The sequence below is a fragment of the Cyclobacterium amurskyense genome (assembly GCF_001050135.1).
Taxonomy (GTDB): domain Bacteria; phylum Bacteroidota; class Bacteroidia; order Cytophagales; family Cyclobacteriaceae; genus Cyclobacterium; species Cyclobacterium amurskyense.
The window spans coordinates 498,542-516,424 of sequence record NZ_CP012040.1; the positions used below are offsets into that span (position 1 = coordinate 498,542).

General features: G+C 37.6%; 11 protein-coding genes. 4 read left to right on the forward strand and 7 right to left on the reverse strand.

Annotated elements, in window-relative coordinates; translation table 11 throughout:
* Nucleotides 1–133: 133 nt before the first annotated feature.
* Nucleotides 134–1,327 (reverse strand): Gfo/Idh/MocA family protein, encoded by a 1,194-nt coding sequence (locus tag CA2015_RS01940; RefSeq protein WP_048640361.1) that lies wholly within the window; start codon nt 1,325–1,327, stop codon nt 134–136.
* Nucleotides 1,328–2,081: 754 nt separating this feature from the next.
* On the opposite strand from CA2015_RS01940, the gene CA2015_RS01945 reads away from it, so the two are divergent.
* Both CA2015_RS01945 and CA2015_RS01950 read left to right on the forward strand, forming a co-directional pair.
* Complete coding sequence (locus CA2015_RS01945) at nt 2,082–2,933, forward strand: Gfo/Idh/MocA family protein (RefSeq protein ID WP_316934197.1); 852 nt, start codon at nt 2,082–2,084, stop codon at nt 2,931–2,933.
* Between the two features lie 493 nt (nt 2,934–3,426).
* Nucleotides 3,427–4,482 (forward strand): substrate-binding domain-containing protein, encoded by a 1,056-nt coding sequence (locus tag CA2015_RS01950; protein ID WP_048640362.1) that lies wholly within the window; start codon nt 3,427–3,429, stop codon nt 4,480–4,482.
* A 340-nt stretch (nt 4,483–4,822) separates the two neighbouring features.
* Here the strand turns inward: CA2015_RS01950 and CA2015_RS01955 are convergent, their stop codons facing one another.
* From CA2015_RS01955 to CA2015_RS01965, 3 genes are all read right to left on the reverse strand, one after another.
* The gene (locus tag CA2015_RS01955) at nt 4,823–9,355 is read right to left on the reverse strand and encodes a LamG domain-containing protein (protein WP_048640363.1); all 4,533 of its coding nucleotides are present in this window, start codon (nt 9,353–9,355) and stop codon (nt 4,823–4,825) included.
* Between the two features lie 673 nt (nt 9,356–10,028).
* Entirely contained in the window at nt 10,029–12,668 is a 2,640-nt protein-coding gene (locus CA2015_RS24395; RefSeq protein WP_053086631.1) for a PAS domain S-box protein, read from the reverse strand.
* A 509-nt stretch (nt 12,669–13,177) separates the two neighbouring features.
* Entirely contained in the window at nt 13,178–13,690 is a 513-nt protein-coding gene (locus CA2015_RS01965; RefSeq protein ID WP_048640364.1) for a VOC family protein, read from the reverse strand.
* Nucleotides 13,691–13,807: 117 nt separating this feature from the next.
* Here CA2015_RS01965 and CA2015_RS01970 point away from each other — a divergent pair, with 117 nt between their 5' ends.
* Nucleotides 13,808–14,134, forward strand: coding sequence for a winged helix-turn-helix transcriptional regulator (locus tag CA2015_RS01970; protein ID WP_048640365.1), 327 nt, complete (start codon nt 13,808–13,810; stop codon nt 14,132–14,134).
* A gap of 70 nt (nt 14,135–14,204) precedes the next feature.
* Here CA2015_RS01970 and CA2015_RS01975 read toward each other — a convergent pair whose 3' ends face one another.
* Both CA2015_RS01975 and CA2015_RS01980 read right to left on the reverse strand, forming a co-directional pair.
* Nucleotides 14,205–14,765, reverse strand: coding sequence for a DsrE family protein (locus CA2015_RS01975; RefSeq protein ID WP_048640366.1), 561 nt, complete (start codon nt 14,763–14,765; stop codon nt 14,205–14,207).
* A gap of 334 nt (nt 14,766–15,099) precedes the next feature.
* Nucleotides 15,100–15,630 carry a CIA30 family protein gene (locus CA2015_RS01980; protein WP_240477910.1) on the reverse strand — a complete coding sequence of 177 codons (531 nt, stop codon included), beginning with the start codon at nt 15,628–15,630 and terminating at the stop codon, nt 15,100–15,102.
* Between the two features lie 384 nt (nt 15,631–16,014).
* Here CA2015_RS01980 and CA2015_RS01985 point away from each other — a divergent pair, with 384 nt between their 5' ends.
* Complete coding sequence (locus tag CA2015_RS01985; RefSeq protein WP_240477911.1) at nt 16,015–16,584, forward strand: GNAT family N-acetyltransferase; 570 nt, start codon at nt 16,015–16,017, stop codon at nt 16,582–16,584.
* A gap of 50 nt (nt 16,585–16,634) precedes the next feature.
* Here CA2015_RS01985 and CA2015_RS01990 read toward each other — a convergent pair whose 3' ends face one another.
* Nucleotides 16,635–17,873, reverse strand: a complete 1,239-nt coding sequence (locus tag CA2015_RS01990) for a polysaccharide deacetylase family protein (protein ID WP_048640368.1) — start codon at nt 17,871–17,873, stop codon at nt 16,635–16,637.
* Nucleotides 17,874–17,883: the final 10 nt, after the last annotated feature.

Genomic DNA, 17,883 nt, shown 5'->3' on the forward strand with positions numbered 1-17,883 from the left:
GCTTCCTTCCACTGGAGGATTAACAAAAACGCTCAATTCAGTTAGCATTATAATTGATATAAGCTCATTCCTACTGAATCAAAAGAAAATAAGGGAAAGGCACCTATCATAGAGTGCATTTCCCTTTGTATAATTAAAGATTGGACCAATACTGGAATTTTTCTTCTTCCATGGCCTTATTGCCTAAATGCACCGCAATGGCAGTATCTCTACCTTTATTTACATCACAAAAAGGCTGGCGACCTTCCCTAATACAAGCAGCAAAATCCATTAATGCATAAGAAGTAGGATCCAGATTTTTACCATCTTTACTTTCAAACAATATGGGTTCTGCCTTTCCATCTGATCCATTTTTAACTGTAGCTCCAGACACACCATCTACTGTTCCTAGTTCCATTTTTTTAGGTTCAGCGTAAATAAATGCCTTATCCCTCATAATCTCTATGGTTCCTTCTGTTCCTAAAATATTTATAGAATAACCCTTGTATGCGTTTGTCAAAACAGAACTGACACTAGACATGATGCCTTGAGGGTAATAGTAAGTAGCCCTTACATGATCAAAATTCTCCCTTCCATCTTTCCAGAAATCCAATGATCCCATGCCTGTGACCTTTTCAGGGGATGAGCCAACAAACCAATTGACAATATCTATTTGGTGGGCGCAAAGTTCTGTCATTAATCCTCCAGAAAATTCTTTGTACATACGCCAGTTAATATGTTTTTCTAAAGCGGGATCATTTACCGGTCTTCTCCAGCTTTGATTGCTATGGTATTGACATTCAAATTGTGTCACTTGCCCACACCATCCTTGATCAATAATTTCTTTTACCTTATGATACAGTTCATAATACCTGTATTGATGACCAACTTGTAAGACCGTGGAAGTACCATTCACCTTTTGCGCCAACTTTTCCGCTTCCTCAATGGAGTAGGTGATTGTTTTCTCCACATATATATGCTTGCCTGCATCTATAGCATCCATAGCCATCGGGAAATGCAAGTACAAAGGGGTCGCAATTATTACGGCCTCCACATTGGCCTGGTCAAGAAGCTCACGATAGTCTTTATAGCCTTTTGCACCTTTATCTGCTTGGGTAAGACCTTTGTCAAGATTTTCCTTAATGGTGTCACAGCAAGCTACAAGGGACACCATAGGTAGATTTCGCATAAGTGAAGCCAATCCCCTACCACGACTTCCACATCCTATCAATCCAACTCTTAGTGATTCTTTCCTTTTTTCATTATAAGAAAATGGAGAAAAAGCAGAGAGGCTTAAACCTGATGCCAGCATGGCACTTGTAAGTATAAAGTTTCTTCTTGTCTTCATTGCAAGTATAAATTTCGTTAACGTTACCGAATCAAGGTTTAAAGAAACGAATTTTTTTTAAAAAATCTAAATAACCATGGATATTTCCTTAAAGGATGTCCTATTAGGCTCCCAAAAAACGCTCAAATTCAAGGAATCAATTGGCAATGGATTAAAAGGTGAATTTGGATTAGGCCCCTTGGGTAAAAAAAGCGTAAACTATGGATGATTAGACATAAATTCTAAACAGAGGGTAAACAATTTATTTTAACCAATCATTCTGAATAACGAGCAAGGCACGGCACACTTTTTTGATGTAAACCTATTCCAAAACCTGGTAAAATAGATAAGCGCTTTTACTATAAAGTCGCTTATTACTAATAAATCTTAAATGAGAGATATAAAATGAACAATTAACGCATACCAACTTATAATATAAAATTTCACAGGAAAGGAGAATTACTATTTTTTTCAATCTTTTTCACATGTAAAACCTTCTATACAAATTATTAAACCGAATATCACCATCATTTATTTGTTTTTCTTCAATAAAATACTAGATTTACTAACCGTGGTTGTGTACGTTACCGTGATATATTGACAACTTTACCTATATACAAAGCTATTAATTTGGAATTTAAGGAGATTAGGAATTTAGTCTGTATTCAAAGTATCCATTATCCGAAATGCTAAAATCAATTTAAAATACATGGATTTAAAGCCTTTACTCCATTAGTCAGATAGGGTCTAAATTCATATCAATTTAAATCATCACATGAAAAATTTTGAACAGTTACATCGCAGAACTTTTATTAGATCATCAGTATTTGCAGGCCTTGGTATGAGCCTAGGGTTTCCATCCTTAGGGAAATCTAAGGCGACCGAAAAACGAGTTGGTATAATCGGTTTAGACACTTCTCATAGTCTTGCTTTCACCAAAGTATTAAATGGAAACAAAGACAATGAAAATTATCATGGCTACCATGTAGTTGCTGCTTACCCTTATGGAAGTAAAACCATTGCTTCAAGTGCTGATCGAATTCCAGATTATATTAATAAAATCAAAGAATACGGCATTGACATAACTGACTCTATACAAGAATTATTAGAAAAGGTAGATGTGGTCCTATTGGAGACAAATGACGGACGGTTGCATTTAGAACAAGCTATAGAAGTATTCAAGTCGGGTAAACGTGTATTCATTGACAAACCTATTGCTGCTTCCTTAAAAGATTCCATAGCTATATTTGATGCTGCAAAGAAATACAATGTCCCTGTCTTTTCTGCCTCTTCACTAAGGTATATTAAGGGTATTGAGAAATTAGAGGGAAGAATAATTGTGGGGGCAGATACATATAGTCCTGCAAGTATCGAGCCTACTCATCCGGATTTGTTTTGGTATGGTATACATGGAGTAGAGACCTTATTTACGGCTTTAGGTCCTGGTTGTGTCTCTGTAACTCGCACACACACGGAGTTTACAGATATTGTGACAGGTATCTGGGAAGATGAAAGGTGGGCACTTTCAGGGGCACTAGGTCTGGAGACTCTGGCTTCGGAGGTACCGTTTTTACTGACAAGGGTGCTATTGTACTTGGGCCCTATGGTGGTTATGAGCCTTTATTAAAAGAAATAGCGATTTTCTTCGAAACCGGAGTAGTTCCTGTACAAGCGGAAGAAACACTTGAAATCATGGCTTTTATGGCAGCTGCGGATGAAAGTAAAATCAAAGGTGGTCGGTCTATAAAACTAGCCGACATAATGAAAAAAAACCGAAGATAGAAACTAATCAGAAGTGTACCATAAGGCTCAAAATCACCCGTTCCCTAAACAATTTCTTAAGAGCTAATAGGGTTTAGAACCTTAGAAATAAATTCTCAAATTTGAGGGTAATTGATAAATACAAGTTTATTTACAATGCAATTTAAGCTTACCAATATTTGAAGGGTATAATTAATAAATACTTAAATAAAGTAAGCTATTTTGAAATTATAGCAGTAAAACGAATTATTCTTTTAATTTTGAAGGTCAATTCAATATTTAACAAATATTTTCAATAGACATTTACTTTACCACTAGTAACTGTTTTCTAACAAAAGGATTTATAGGATGGAATGCATATGAAAAAACCAAGTAGTCAAACAGGAGTAAAAGAAATTGCTAGAAGGGGAAATGTATCTATTGCAACTGTGGACAGAGTGATTCATAATCGCCCTGGAGTTTCAGCCAAAACCAAGGCTAAAATAGAAGCAATTATTAAGGAATTGAACTACCAGCCAAATGTTTTAGCAAGTAGGTTGTCCTCTGGAAAAGTTTTCCACTTTGCAGTAATCATCCCAAAAAGTTCCATCCATTCGGATTTCTGGGAAGCACCTTTAAAAGGAATTGCTAAAGCTGAATCCGAAATCAGACAATATGGCGTTACCGTTGAGAACTACCTTTTCGACCTAACCAATAAGAATTCTTTTATTCAGGCTACAGAAGAAATTAAAGATAAAAATATAGATGGGGTTTTGATGTCTCCATCTTTTGTAAAAGAGGCGGATGATTTCTTCCAGTATTGCCAAGCCAACAATATCCCAGTGGTATGTATAGATAGTAATATTGAATCTCAAGGTAGCCTTTCCTATATAGGCCCTCCCTTGTTACAAAGTGGATATTTAGGAGCTAGTTTATGCAAACTGGGCATTTCAGAAAATCCGAAAATCCTTATTGTAAACATCGCAAAACAAAAGAAAAGCTTTAACCTAATCCAAATTGAAGCAGGGTTTAAAACGTTTTTCACCCAACCACCGAATAAAGCTAACTGCATTAATCTAAATATTCAGGATATAGATCAGGAGTCAGTAGAACTTAACTTGCACAAAGCTTTCATAAAAAATCCGGATATTGAAGCAATATTTGTCACCAATTCCAGGGTATTTGCAGTGGCAGAATACTTAGAGAAAAGAGAGCTAAGCAATATCCTGCTTGTAGGGTTTGATTTTCTTAAGGAAAACCAAAAGCACCTTCAAAAAGGCACTATTAATTTTTTAATTTGCCATAAACCTGAAGAACAGGGGTACAAAGGAATCATGAGTTTGTACCATTCTCTTGCGCTAAACCTTCCTGTAGAAAAGGTTTATTATATGCCAATTGATATTGTCACAAAGGAAAATCAGGAATTTTACAGGTAAGCTCAAAGTTAAAATACTTCTTTATTATTTTTGCTAACCAAACATATCTGATACCTCCTACGGCTTTTCACCTTTAGGAGCTATCAGATGGTCAATCAATGCGCCCTTTTGCCATTTTACTGAATGTTTGTTAGGCTCCATGAGCGAATTGTCGGTTTCTATTAACAATAAAAATTGAAGGATTTTAAACTCACAATATTTATTATATTTTTAGGTTAAACCGACTCTCCTCCAATTTACCAGATTTTTATTTTTGAATAGTATAAATAATGAGTTTACTGATAGGACCAACATCATCTATCCGTGAGGTAAATTTATCCAATCCTTATTACCACATTCATCAGCGTACCAGAAAATTGTGATGTGATTTTACTTCACCAAAATAGCGAATCAAACTCAGTGCTTCCCATGCCGTGAGGGCAACAGTATTCACCAACACCCTCACTATTGGTTGTGGAACTAAGATTGTCAGCTCTGGAATGCAAGAGGCCAGATTGGCAACGATCTTTATGCCACTATCCACTTTGTCCGATTCGGGATCCGCCATTTCTAAACCGAAAACAGTAATAAATAAAGCTGCATGAACTCCACCATAGACCGTAGTGGCAATATCAAAACCTCGCTGACTAGCAGGATATTTTCCGGAGGCCGAAATTCCTTCCAGTACCCATGGAAAAAACTGGACAGCCCAGATTGTCTCTTCGGTGGCTGAAGAAGCTGCCCCAGAATGCGCCACTAGGTTAAAAGTCGACCCCAAAGGGAACTGTGTAAGTTGAAACACACCATTTAAAGCAAAACCTATCCATTTTAATTTGGTGGGTGGATTCGGGTTAACATTTAGGATGGTATTGAAAACTCCTGTAATCGCAATAAAACCCAAAAAGCAACCTCCCAAGCCCAAAGAAGCTTTTTGTTGACGAATTAGCTCTTCCTGATTAGCGGGAACATTTGTGGGAGTCTGTTCAAAAATATTACGATAATGCGTCAATTCTTCTCCATGAAATGGACCATGATCAGCACCTGTTGCCAATTTGTAAGTAATGGTGGTAGGAATAGCGCCTAAAAGTGCTGACAAGTTGTAAAGTGTTAATTGGGAACCATTACCGGTGATCACTTCCTCATACAAACGCGTCACCAGAGGCAGGTTAATTCTATAGGCAAGAATCTTATCCAATTCCTCCAACAATAAATCAAGTTGAGAAAAAAACCACTCAATCCCTGCCTTCATTAAATCAAAAACTCCATCAGCTATGGTTTCTAATAAATCAATCAAGCGATCAATTACAACGCTCATGCTGTATTCCGAACCAGAAAACAATTGAAGGTTCCCGAGTGCACTCTCAATATGGCTGACATTTCCGGAGTTTTCTGCACGAATTTTATTTAAATTTTCCTGTGCCTGAGTCGGATCCGGACCGCTCCACTCTCCCTCAAGGGTGGCATCTTTTCCATGATTCCCTACCAAATTAGATAAATAGGAACCTTTGACGTTGCTACGATTACCTGGTGCAGCCTCACTTTTGATAGATGACTTGTGGTTCGCCGCATTTGATTTTAGTTTCTCTAACCAATCGTGAGTTTCAGTTTTTAGGCCCTCAACCCAAGTCAAAGTAGAATTCTTGGTATTACTCAGGTTTGCACGAGAAGCAGCCATAGCTGATCTCAACAGTTGTTCTGTGAAAGTTTGGGTCTTCAAGATATCAGTCCAGTCAAAAAGCTCTTTTACAAAATTAATGGCACCAACAACTGTTGCTCCCACTTTAGCCAATACTCCTTTTACCGCATCTAGTGCGTGTTCAACAGTATGAATGGCAACTGCAATTACTTTGTCTAATGCATCAGTAATGTAAACCACTGCTACCCGTATGGTCTCCTTGACAGAATTATACGCTTTCTCTACAGTATGCACCACAAAACTCACGGCATCTTTAATAGCTGTAAAAAGATCGAAGAAACTTCGCAGCCGATTTCCCTGATCGATAGCAGCAATTAAATCTGAATAGGAAGCCGTCGCTCCGGAACGCTGCCTCCCGTCTACAGAAGTCAATAATAAACGAGTAAAATCATCTGCATATGCTAAATTCTCAATTTGAGCAAGGTTACGTGTCCTCCTTTCTCGAGGAGATTGATCTACGACAAAAGTGCCTGCCTCATTCTTCCTGAACTCCCAATCAGGCATTTGATTGACCGTCAATGAACGACTGATTCCTGTTTGCTCAGCACCTACTGCGTAGCCGGCGATTACATCAGTATTGGGATCGTAAGCATCTGGAGAAGCTGTTGCATTTTCATACCTTCGCTTAGCAGGTGGTATAACCACCTCTCTTAACCGCTCAGGTACAGGCCGTACAACAGGACTATTGCTTTGAGGCGTCTTCTCTGTAGCTGCTCCCATAAGATGCCGGATGGCTTGGGCCAAGTGGGGAGCCGAATCACGGTGTTCCTCCGGCACCATGGGTTTTGGTTGGCCTCCCGCCTCCATGACTACCTTTTTATTAAGCAATTCTTCCTCAGTAACCTGAGAAAGTTTGTGATGCGCCTGACGATCTGGAAAAACTAAAAGAGCATGATTTTTTTCCATAAACGGAGCGGTGATTCTCAACACCGGTGCCATTAAAGCTTCCGCCGGTAAAGCAAAACTGATAATCCCCTGGGAATTGGTAGTCAAAACATATGGCTGGTTAATTCCAATGGGGTGAGCCTCTGACTTGCCTGAATCCTCTATTAATACATTTGTCTGCTGAAAAGGATTCCCCGGTTCTGCCTGAATACCAACAGCTAAATTAGCTCCGGAAAGTGGCCGATCATTCTCATCAAAAGCAGTAATATTAAGGCGGTAAGAATTTCGAGGACTGATTTTATCCTCCTCAAAATGGTAATCTTCAATTAGGCTTACCTGAGCAACTAGGTATGGCGAATCTATAGGTTCCAGGTCAATATCTGAAAGGGGTATAAAAACTGGTTTTCCTACAGGAAAAGCATGGCGCTCTTTACTCGAGCTATCTCTACCTAGCGCATTTTCAAAAGCCCAACGGCCTATAAGTCCAAATTCATTGCCCAGAAGCGAATGGTACATACGGTGACGTATCTCACCTACGCTCAAGGTCCGGTTCCAAAGGCGTATCTCTGCAAAACTCCCGTCAAATGCTATTTCCTCATCGTTAAAATTCCCAAACTGTAAATAAAACTGATCACCGAGCAAAGATAAATTTTCTAGGTGGGCTAAAGGGTTGGTAAACCCCTCTTGCCCATCTAAATACCCAACCACCACTGAATTAGAAATAGTAATGGCTACGTGATGCCATTCGCTAAGTATCTTCCCTCCGGTATGTAAGGTCGAACTGTATTTTTCTCCCGTCACCCTGTCATTGATAAGGACAATGATTGCTCCACCCTCCACGAACAAGGCGATATCAACCTGATTGTTATTGTTTATCCCTCGGATCACATATCCTTCAGTATTAATTTTCACCCAAAATTCCAAACTAAATTCATCGCCTGTCAAATCGTTGTAGACTAAGGTACGCATTCCTCCTTTTGTAGGACTAACTTGCAATGCTTGCATGGTCCCAAGGTTTGAAAGCAGTGGAAATTTAACTTCATTGTCCAGCATAGGTAAAAAAATCTTACCCGAATCAGAAAGGTCTTCCCTGACTTCACTTACTCTATTTAATTGATGGTCCACAAGAGAAGGGTCGCTGGTATTTGGCACCACTCCCCTAGCCATTTCCGAAACTTCTAATGGAGTGAGTGCTCGTGACCAAATGTAAAGGTCCACAAGTTCTCCAGTAAATATCGAATCAATGTCATCTGTTGCACGTCGTGCGCCCAACACGAGTGGCTGATTGGTAATCACTCCTTCAATAACAAAACTGGCAGGAGAATTTGTGCTTGGTTTTCCATTTAGGTAAAAGCTGGTACTTCCTGCCCTTGTATCCTCCACAATCACAATGTGATTCCAGCTTCCTGTTCCCAGCTGAATTCCAGAACTATAATCCCCAAGCCGAAGATTCCCTGGATTTTCAAGCAGCCAGGTACTACCACCATCATTAGGATGATCAGAGGACGAGACATCACCATAGCTAATAAGGGCTCCTGTGGCTCCTTCCCTGCATCTTACCCAAAATGCTACGCTTCGGTCTGTTAAGGGAAATTTGGAATAATCGCGGTTAAATACAAGGTTTGGATTATTATCCGTTCGTATCAACTCTTGGGCATGATAATAAGGCTGAATGGTGTCATGCCATATTCCTAGACGACGGTCATGATGCAAATCATCAAGGGGCATGTTTAAGTAAATTAAACTACCCTCTGGTATTTCTCCTAAAGCGTCCAAATTAATTTCCTCTGCTGAAAGAACATTACCGTAAATGTGTAATTCACTAAAGGCACCTCTAGATTCTTGAAGGTCACCAAACTGTCCATCCTGCGAAAGATCAGGGGCTGCGTTTCCAATATAAAGAGGACCAGACTTCAGCAAACGCATTGGCTCATTAATACCGTTTAATATTTGTACCGTTTTCGTTGCCACCAAAACCGCATTGACATAACAACTTACGGCGTATCCATTTAGGGTAACTTGTAGCGTAATTGCCAGATGATGAGATTCTCCAGGCCTGAATCTAGGATAAGTAGCTCCAGAAAAACTAACGCTATTTCCAGAGAAGTTCACCTCCATCCCACCTGAATAAATATTTAAGTCCAAAAACGTTTGGGTATCCTCAAAAGAAGATCCTGTATCGTAAGCCCCGAAAAAAAGGCGTGAAGCTTTTTGGGTCCAAAGAGATAAACTACAAGTCTCTGCAGGAAATTCCCGCAAATTGGATACAAGAAATACTTCCCCACCAAGATTACTATTACCAGCTGTTTGCATATAGGAATTTAATAAAGTTGCATATTTTGATTTATTAATTATTATAAGCAATAGGTTCGTAAAACCATTAAACAATAGAACAATATAACAACTTTTATCAAATAAACAATATTAAATTCTGGATAATTTGCGTCTAGTGAAAATTAATTCAACTTGAAACAATTAAAGAGAATTAAATAGGAGTATTATCAATAAATTTAACTACCGTAATGACTAAAATGCTTACAGAAAACACAGAATATGCATAGGTAATGACATTTCCTAAAGGTTTGTTTTAATAGCTAAAGTAATACGCTACTAAGTTTAATTTAAATCGCCAAAAGGCCCCCATGGATTCTTTAATCAATGGGGGCCTTTTGATAAAAATTCCATTTATGGTGTTTTCAAATATTGTAAAGTTGGGCTTGGTGCCTTATTCGTAAAAAACTTCACTAGTTATACCCGTAATAGCCAATAAGCCTACTGTTATTATATATTGCTGCTTCAAAAACAATCGTTTACCCTTATTCCATGACAGTACAGTATCTCTTATTACAAATTTTCTGATTCTCTAGAGATAACCTCTACCTTGAAGAAAAAATCAATGCCAGAATTACGCCCCCTGGGGTGGTTCGCGTTGTAGAACTACATAAATAAGGTAAAGTCTATTTTAAAATACTGGCATTTGTAGCAATCAAAGCGTTTCTTGGCTAGTACGAACTATTTTCCTAATAACTTCATCTAATTCATAAGCTGAATTTATAATATGTGTTAAGAGTTGGCCTTTTTCCTCCTCACCCAAAAGCTTACCCTCAGATTTTATCAAATCCACTAAACCCATAATCCTAACTAAAGGAGCACGAACCCAGTGTGATTGCATCCATGCAATCTTTTTGAGCTTTTCATTTTGCTTTTCTATGGCTTGGATATGCTTATAGCGTTCAGTAATGTCCGTCGCTAATATTACCTCAGCCTTCTTACCTTGGTACGACACTATATTACTTTGAATATCAACAATAATTTCATTGCCGTTTTTCTTTTTATGCAAATACTCACCTCGTGAATAGCTCTTCGCCAAAGATTTTGAATTATTTACAGCCTGTTCGAGTTTAGGTATTTCAGATTTTGGCCTTATATCTCTTAAAGTCATGTTCAAAAACTCCCTGTAAGTATATCCATAATGTTTTATAGCTGCTTCATTAACATCCAAAAACTTCAATGTGTCAACATCATAAACCCACATCGGTTGTGGACTTAGGTGAAATAAATCAGAATAACGCTGTTCGGACTCTTTAAGGGCTCTCTCGAATTTAACACGATCTGTAATATCCAATCCCAAAGATTGCATTTCAGATGGCTTTCCATCTGCATCTACAATACATACAAAATCCCATAAGGTAGTAGCAGTTTTACCATTCACAGCAAGCTTGTCGATTTCAATTTTAAATACCTTTCCAGGCTCGGAAATGCATTCACTTACGATCTTTTTCACTTTTTGATGATGGTATTCCGATATGGTCGACATGCTATTTTCACCCAAAATTTCTCCCCCTGCATAAATCCAACCAAATTCTTCAACAAATTTTTTATTTACATAAGTGTAATCTCCATTCATATCGGTTCGAATCACATAGTTCGTTTGGGACTCGTACAAACTACGAAAGTAGGCCTCGCTCTTTTTTAGTTTTTCCTCGGTAAGAAATCGTTCGGTTATATCCCTTGAATTGGCCACAAGACCACCTACATCTGAATCATCCAAAAGATTGGTGATAATGGTTTCTACCCATCTCCATGAACCATCCCCATGTTTAAACCTAAAAGGTTTAATGGTAAGTTGTTTTTCGTGTTTTATACGTACAATGCTAGCATAAACAGCTTCTTTATCATCAGGGTGAATGAATTCAAATGCATTTTTTCCAATAAAGTCTTCTGGTGGAATGTCCAATACAGTAGTAGAGGTTGGACTTACATATTGGTAGTTGGCTTTAGAATCAAGGATACCGATTAGATCTGAACCTTCTTGAACCAGACTTTTAAATCTCTTTTCACTTTTTTCTATCTTCAGTTCGTTTTCTTTTTGAGAAGTAATATCAAGAATGACTGTGTCCCAGATGGTACTACCATTTGCCAAACGGAAAGGACTCCCTGTTCCTTTTTGCCAGCGTGTGGTGCCATCAGGGTGATAATAGGGCCACTCGTGCTCCCAAAAGCTTAAATTCTCGGCTGATTTTTGTATAGTTAGAAGAAATGCTTCTAACTCTTTCTTTTCAAATCTTTCCCAAATTAAATTATTGTTCTCCATAACCTCTTGGGCAGAGAAGCCCCAAAGGTTTTTGGCGCCATTGCTTAGCAATTGCACCTCATCTTTGCCATCGGCATGGCGCTTATAACGAAATACCGCTCCTGGAATATTATCGCTTATGGTTTTAAACTGTATTTCAGTATTTTTCCGTTCAGTGATATCCGTATGTGTTCCTGCCATAAGTAGCGGTTGACCATCTGCTGCCCAATTCACAACTTTCCCTAAATCATGAATCCAAACTATAAAACCGTTCTTGTGCAAAAAGCGAAATTCACCTTCGTAAAAATCACTTTTTCTCTCTAAACATGCTCTCACATTTTCATTTATTGCCTCAGCATCCTTAGGATATAAAAGCGTTTGAAAACTATCAAAACTAAAAGGCTCAAGTTCCTCTAGAGTATAGCCCAACATTTCTGCCCATCGTTCATTTATGGTAACCTTTCCACTAGGAATATCCCACTCCCAAGTCCCTACTCGTGTGGCATTCATAATATTATTTAGACGCAATGTCTCCAGAGAAAGATTATCACCTATCGCCTTAAGCTCCATGCGGTTTTTCCTAAGCTCAAAAAGATGAACCACTTGATTGGCCAGAGATTTCAAGGCTTCTAATTGTTTGGGTTCCAATTTTCTAGGCTTCTTATCCAAGACACAAAGGGTACCCAAGGCATTGCCATGTGAACTTACTAGAGGCATCCCAGCATAGAAGACAATCTCAGGTTCACATTTTACCAAAGGATTGTTCTTAAATCGTTTATCTTTTCGAACATCCTCTACAACAAGTATATTATCAGGTTCATTTACAGCATAAACACAAAATGAATGCTCTAAAGGGGTCTCAGAAATCGATAATCCATGTCGTGATTTAAAAAACTGTCGGGTATCTGTAAGTAGAGAAATAAGAGAAAATGGAGTATTACAAATTAAAGCTGCCAAACTGGAAATGTCATCGTATTCCTTTTCAGGCAACGTATCTAAAAGTTGCAATGATTTAAGATCATTCAATCCAATATTACCAAAGCCATTTGCCATTATCCTTAAAATTTATAAACTACTAGGCTCGTTTGAATACCAAACCTATCCTTCTAAAACAGGAAGGTAATAGAAATCATAAATTCTATCCCCATTATTTAACTTTTAAAACAAACTATATTATATGCTAAACGAATACATTTGAAAACTAAATAAACACCAGACGTTAAACAGTCCTTTATTTAGTGTTGAAATTATTTTGCAGTAAACTTAAAAATAACCATATAACACATGCACAAGGCTAGATTGTGCTGTTTTGCCTTAAAAACGACTGATTTATTCATCAGATCATTCTAAGCACTTTCTTTATTCTAAAAATAAAACAACGAAGAGATAAAAAAGTTTTAATTCTTGTATCTCAAATTTTCATCAAACCAATACTTACTCTTGCCACAACTGTCTCAAAACCTTTGTCAATTCACATAAAATTTAAAACTTTACCATAAACAAAATGTAAATCAAACCCGCTTCTACTTAGGTAAGGGTTTAATTCATAAAGGCTGTATATTTTATTTTTGATAGGCGCCTGAGGAATAGGTCAAATCATAGCTGTGCGTATAAATTTCAAAAACAATTCCAAAAGGATCTTCTACATAACACATTTTATAAGGTTTCTCATTAGGATAATATTCTCTAATAGGCATCCTCTGCTTGCCTCCATAGGTTAGTATTTTTTCTATTAAGACCTCAATATTTGGATCCTGTATACAAAAATGAAAAAGTCCGGTATTAAAAGGATTAAATTCAGGCGCTTCCTTAACTCCATGGGGAAAGGAAAACAATTCAACTCCAATCCCATCAGAGGTAGATAGATGGGCAATTTCAAATTCTTCCCAGTTCTCCCCAAAAACATCAATACACATCTGCCCGATGGCCGTTTCCTTTTCTTTTTTCACTGTTGAAGGGGCCATAATTACATACCAACCCATTACTTCTGAATAGAATTTTACCGCCTCTTGAATTTTCGGAACCGTTATCCCTATATGTGAGAAGGATTTAGGATAATTTTTAAATACTGTCATATCATTTATTTTTTTTCAAAATTGACATATATTTACCCAAATAGCAATAACCTACGATTTGGTAACCTACTTACCAAAAGGGGTATTATGCAGATATTCAATTAATTAAATTGATAAATGGGAGAAAATAATTACTGTCCACTAAATTATACCATGGACTTAATAGGAACAAAATGGAAACCTTTGGTTTTATTTCACCTTTTAGGCGGGCCTTTAAGATCCGGAATCCTACAAAAAAATGTGCCGGGCATTTCAAATAAAATGTTTACCCAAACTGTGAGAGCCCTCGAAAAAGATGGGCTTATCGCTAGGAGAGTTTATCCGGAAGTTCCTCCAAAAGTAGAGTACTATTTAACAAAAAGAGGAAAATCCCTTGAGGGTATTTTAAGAAGTCTTGATAAATGGGGCTTAGAAGATGCCAAAGCGAATTTAAAGAAATGGTAAGGAGGTAACTTTTTTCTGGTTAACACTCCTCAACCAAAACTTTCAACTTTGTTAAGCCCGAGGGATCAATTTAAAATTTAATCAGGGCAAAATTATTCATCTGATACACCGTCAATACAGTCATTGCAGATAAGCCTACTTTTACTTGAGGCAATAAATCCTCCTTTTTGTACCCCCTAGAGGACATGGATTGACCACATATATAGATACCTACACCCATTTCAGCAAGTGATTCAATCAATTCTTTATTAGGGTTTTCTACCTTATATTTTTCTTTATAAGTAGCAGGAGACAAAGCATCTTTCGTAGACCCTCCGTGAAGGACAAAGGCTAAATGAATATTTTCAGGCGGAACCCCGGATCGAACATGCATATTGTAGTAACGGTGCAAACTTGAAATGATCGAATTTTGGATGCTAGGATCGGTTTGTTTCTTGGCTACATCAAAAATCGCTTTAAATTGCTGTGTAGTATCCAAAGGAAAACCAGTATTTTCTATCGAATAAACCGGCCCGAAATCATCAAAAACGGGTCCTTTTGTCGCTTTATTGTCTTGTCCAAAAGAGGGTGTCACAAACACAATAATAATAGCTATAAAAAATAGCTGACAAGGTCTAAATAGTTTTTTCATAAGGTAAATTAAGTACAGTGTTCCAAGCATAGGGTAATAGCTATACCTGGTTTAGCTATTACCCTATGATTTTTTTAAAGCAGAAAAGAACTATTATTCCTAATAAGCGCTATTCAATTATTAAAACATTTTAAGTTATGAAAAAAAGTCAAACCATCTTTAAAAATATCCAACAGTTGATTGTAAACGATGATAGGCTTTCGAACTTTCTACCCAATGAAGAATGAATCCAATTAGAAATTAACTCACAATAACTAGAACTCTTGAATAATTTGGCTTAATTATGTCCTTTTTGTTATAAAATAGACATCCATAAGGCGATTAATGACTGCTATTATTTTAGAACTATACGATCTAACAAAAGCTCGAAACTTTCTTCCTTTTTATTCCCTATTAAAAAGGTAATCTCTTCGAAAAAATCCTCGTGAAAATTTACCTGATCAAGTCTCCGTCCACGAAAGGAAGGATACATGTCTTCTAGCAAGATGGTAATTTCCTGCCATTCACCTGTAGTTGAAAAAGGGGCAATGTAGGAGAAATAATCCTGAGATTTGGCTTTTATCCTAAATTGAAAATCTTTACCATCGCCACGAAGCTTAATAATAAATCTGGAAAATTCCTTTACTGCTAATTTCTGAAACCTGTAGCGTACAGAGGAAAACCCTCCATTATTGTCCAAAGATATTCGGCCCTTGAATACCCCATGACCATTTTCATTCAATGTAAAAGTACCTGAGGATTGACCTCCCATTACCACATCGTCTACAATTGTCCAGCCCTGGACATCTGACTTTTGATTGAAATCATATATTTCCATCGAGTTCATTGAAACAAATAAAATTATGGTACAAAAGAAGAATTTCATATTAATAGGGCTTTAATGGTCCGCCTCCACCCTATAAAACAACTGTTTACTTGAACTAATGTTTCGAAATAAGATATTGTACCACCCTAGCTGATAGATTATTCAAAGTATACCATAAGGTCTTGAGATAAAAATTAAGCGATCACCAAGCTTCACACATACCCCATTCTCGCCTAACTACTTATCTATCAGGAAAAAAGCGTTTCTATTTTTTTTTTCAAACCAGGTCAGTTTTAGTTATATTTAGGAATGGGTTTACACTCAACCATTCAACCAACTTCTTGGTTAATGGTCAATATTATGATTTGGTTTCTTTTGACACCCAGCAGTTTTCACTTTTAGTTGTTATGATTAATCAAAAAAACCTTTAATCCCCAATCCATTATGATGATAAGAAAAGCAAATCAAAATGACAGGGAGCTAGTGGTTTCTATTCTTTGGCAGGCATTTAAAGAAAACAAAAGTGTAAATTACATCGCTGGAAAAGAAGAAAAAAGCATCCGATTTTTAATAGAATACTCTTTCGAGAGATGCATTGAAAGCGGAGAAGTATTTATTTCAACCGATTTAAAAGCTGTTGCAATGATACAGTTTCAGGACCAGAAAAAATTTACCTGGAAAGGGATTATTTCAGACTTAAAACTAATTCTTAACACTATTGGCTGGACCAATATACCCAAAACCCTCGCTAGAGAATCATTTATCAAAAAACACTACCCCAAGTCACCTTTCACTTATCTTTGGTACATTGGTGTAGATCCAAAAGTTCAAGGGAATGGGCTTGGAACCCAACTTTTAAAACATGTCTTGTTCTATTCCAAAACCCTCAAGCGTCCAGTGTATTTGGAAACTACGCTAGGGAAAAACATTAATTGGTACCTTAAACACGGATTTAAAATTTACTCCAAATCAGATCGGTTTGGTTTCCCTTTAAATTTTCTCAGAACGGAATAATTACCCCACATAGGTAATCGTAATTATCACCTATATGGGGTCTACTATACCTACTTAATAGGCACCAGTGTCAAAGCTTTTAAATCCATTAATGCTCCTTTTTCAAACTCCTGTCCAGAAGCCACGATAATTCTATTATAATCTTCTTCTAAGGTAAGTTCACCAATCTTTATTTTTTTGAAAGTTTCCCAAGAGCCAGAAGGTTTGATTACTCCTTCTATGATTTGATTACCAGATGTAAGCACAAATGGCTTACCTGCTTCCTCGTCCGATACGGACCATTCCATCCATACTTCATACGCACCTTTCTTTGGAAGATCCAAGTCCCACTCTACTCTATCCTTAGCTGTAAACCAACCAAATGCATTCCACTCAGGCATGTATTGGATATCAGGCCCTATACCTTTTGCTTTCTCAGCCTGAAGGTGTACCGTTTCATTTAATGCCGCTCTGGTAATTCCCGGAATATTTAAGCTTCCCTCCATTTCTTCTCGCTTTTCATTCACATACTTGGCCACCGTTCCAACTGGAGCAATCCAAATACCATTGGCAGGATCATTTGCATATTCACAAAGCTTTCTTAACATGCTCAAATAGGTGGTTTGATTTCCTTCCGTTCCATTTTCATGACCGGCAAGCACCAACCATTTCCTATCTTTGCCAGCAGCTTCTATAAGTGGTAATATTTCTTCAAAGGTCATATTGTCCATTTCCATTCCTGTAAGTTGAGCCATATCAGCATAATAAGGATCAACAGGAGCTTCATCTTTCCAACCCCTTCCTGAAAGAAACATCTCAGAAATTAATGGGACATAGCTTTGTGTTTCCTCTCCCTTACCTACAAATGACAGACCGCATGGATAAGCAAAAACCTCTGGTCTCACTCCCAACAATCGCTCTACTTCATCATTTGTATCAATCAATTCTTTCCGCATTCGCTTTAAGGTATAATCTTCCAAGGCCTCAGATCTGGACCAGCCGAAATTCCCAGTGCAGGGATGATTCAAAGAGTGGTTACCAATCTCATGGCCTGTCTCCACTACCATCTTCCAACCCTCAATATTCCGTTCCATACTTGCAGGCACCACATAGAATGTAGCTTTCACCCCGTACTCATTCAATAGCGTTGCTCCCGGATCGGGGTTGCTCGCTCGGGCATCATCAAAACTTAAACTAATGGCCATTTTTTTTCCTTCCGGCCAAGGGAAATCCGGGTTCTGTGCGTTTGCACTAAATACACCTAAAACTAATACTACTATTAATGTGCTTACTGAAAATATTGACTTCATCTCAGGATTG

Coding starts and splice junctions, on each gene's coding strand:
- CA2015_RS01940 (WP_048640361.1), bottom strand. CDS start 1,327: ATGAAGACAAGAAGAAACTTTATACTTACAAGTGCCATGCTGGCATCA.
- CA2015_RS01945 (WP_316934197.1), top strand. CDS start 2,082: ATGAAAAATTTTGAACAGTTACATCGCAGAACTTTTATTAGATCATCA.
- CA2015_RS01950 (WP_048640362.1), top strand. CDS start 3,427: ATGAAAAAACCAAGTAGTCAAACAGGAGTAAAAGAAATTGCTAGAAGG.
- CA2015_RS01955 (WP_048640363.1), bottom strand. CDS start 9,355: ATGCAAACAGCTGGTAATAGTAATCTTGGTGGGGAAGTATTTCTTGTA.
- CA2015_RS24395 (WP_053086631.1), bottom strand. CDS start 12,668: ATGGCAAATGGCTTTGGTAATATTGGATTGAATGATCTTAAATCATTG.
- CA2015_RS01965 (WP_048640364.1), bottom strand. CDS start 13,690: ATGACAGTATTTAAAAATTATCCTAAATCCTTCTCACATATAGGGATA.
- CA2015_RS01970 (WP_048640365.1), top strand. CDS start 13,808: ATGGGAGAAAATAATTACTGTCCACTAAATTATACCATGGACTTAATA.
- CA2015_RS01975 (WP_048640366.1), bottom strand. CDS start 14,765: ATGAAAAAACTATTTAGACCTTGTCAGCTATTTTTTATAGCTATTATT.
- CA2015_RS01980 (WP_240477910.1), bottom strand. CDS start 15,630: ATGAAATTCTTCTTTTGTACCATAATTTTATTTGTTTCAATGAACTCG.
- CA2015_RS01985 (WP_240477911.1), top strand. CDS start 16,015: ATGATGATAAGAAAAGCAAATCAAAATGACAGGGAGCTAGTGGTTTCT.
- CA2015_RS01990 (WP_048640368.1), bottom strand. CDS start 17,873: ATGAAGTCAATATTTTCAGTAAGCACATTAATAGTAGTATTAGTTTTA.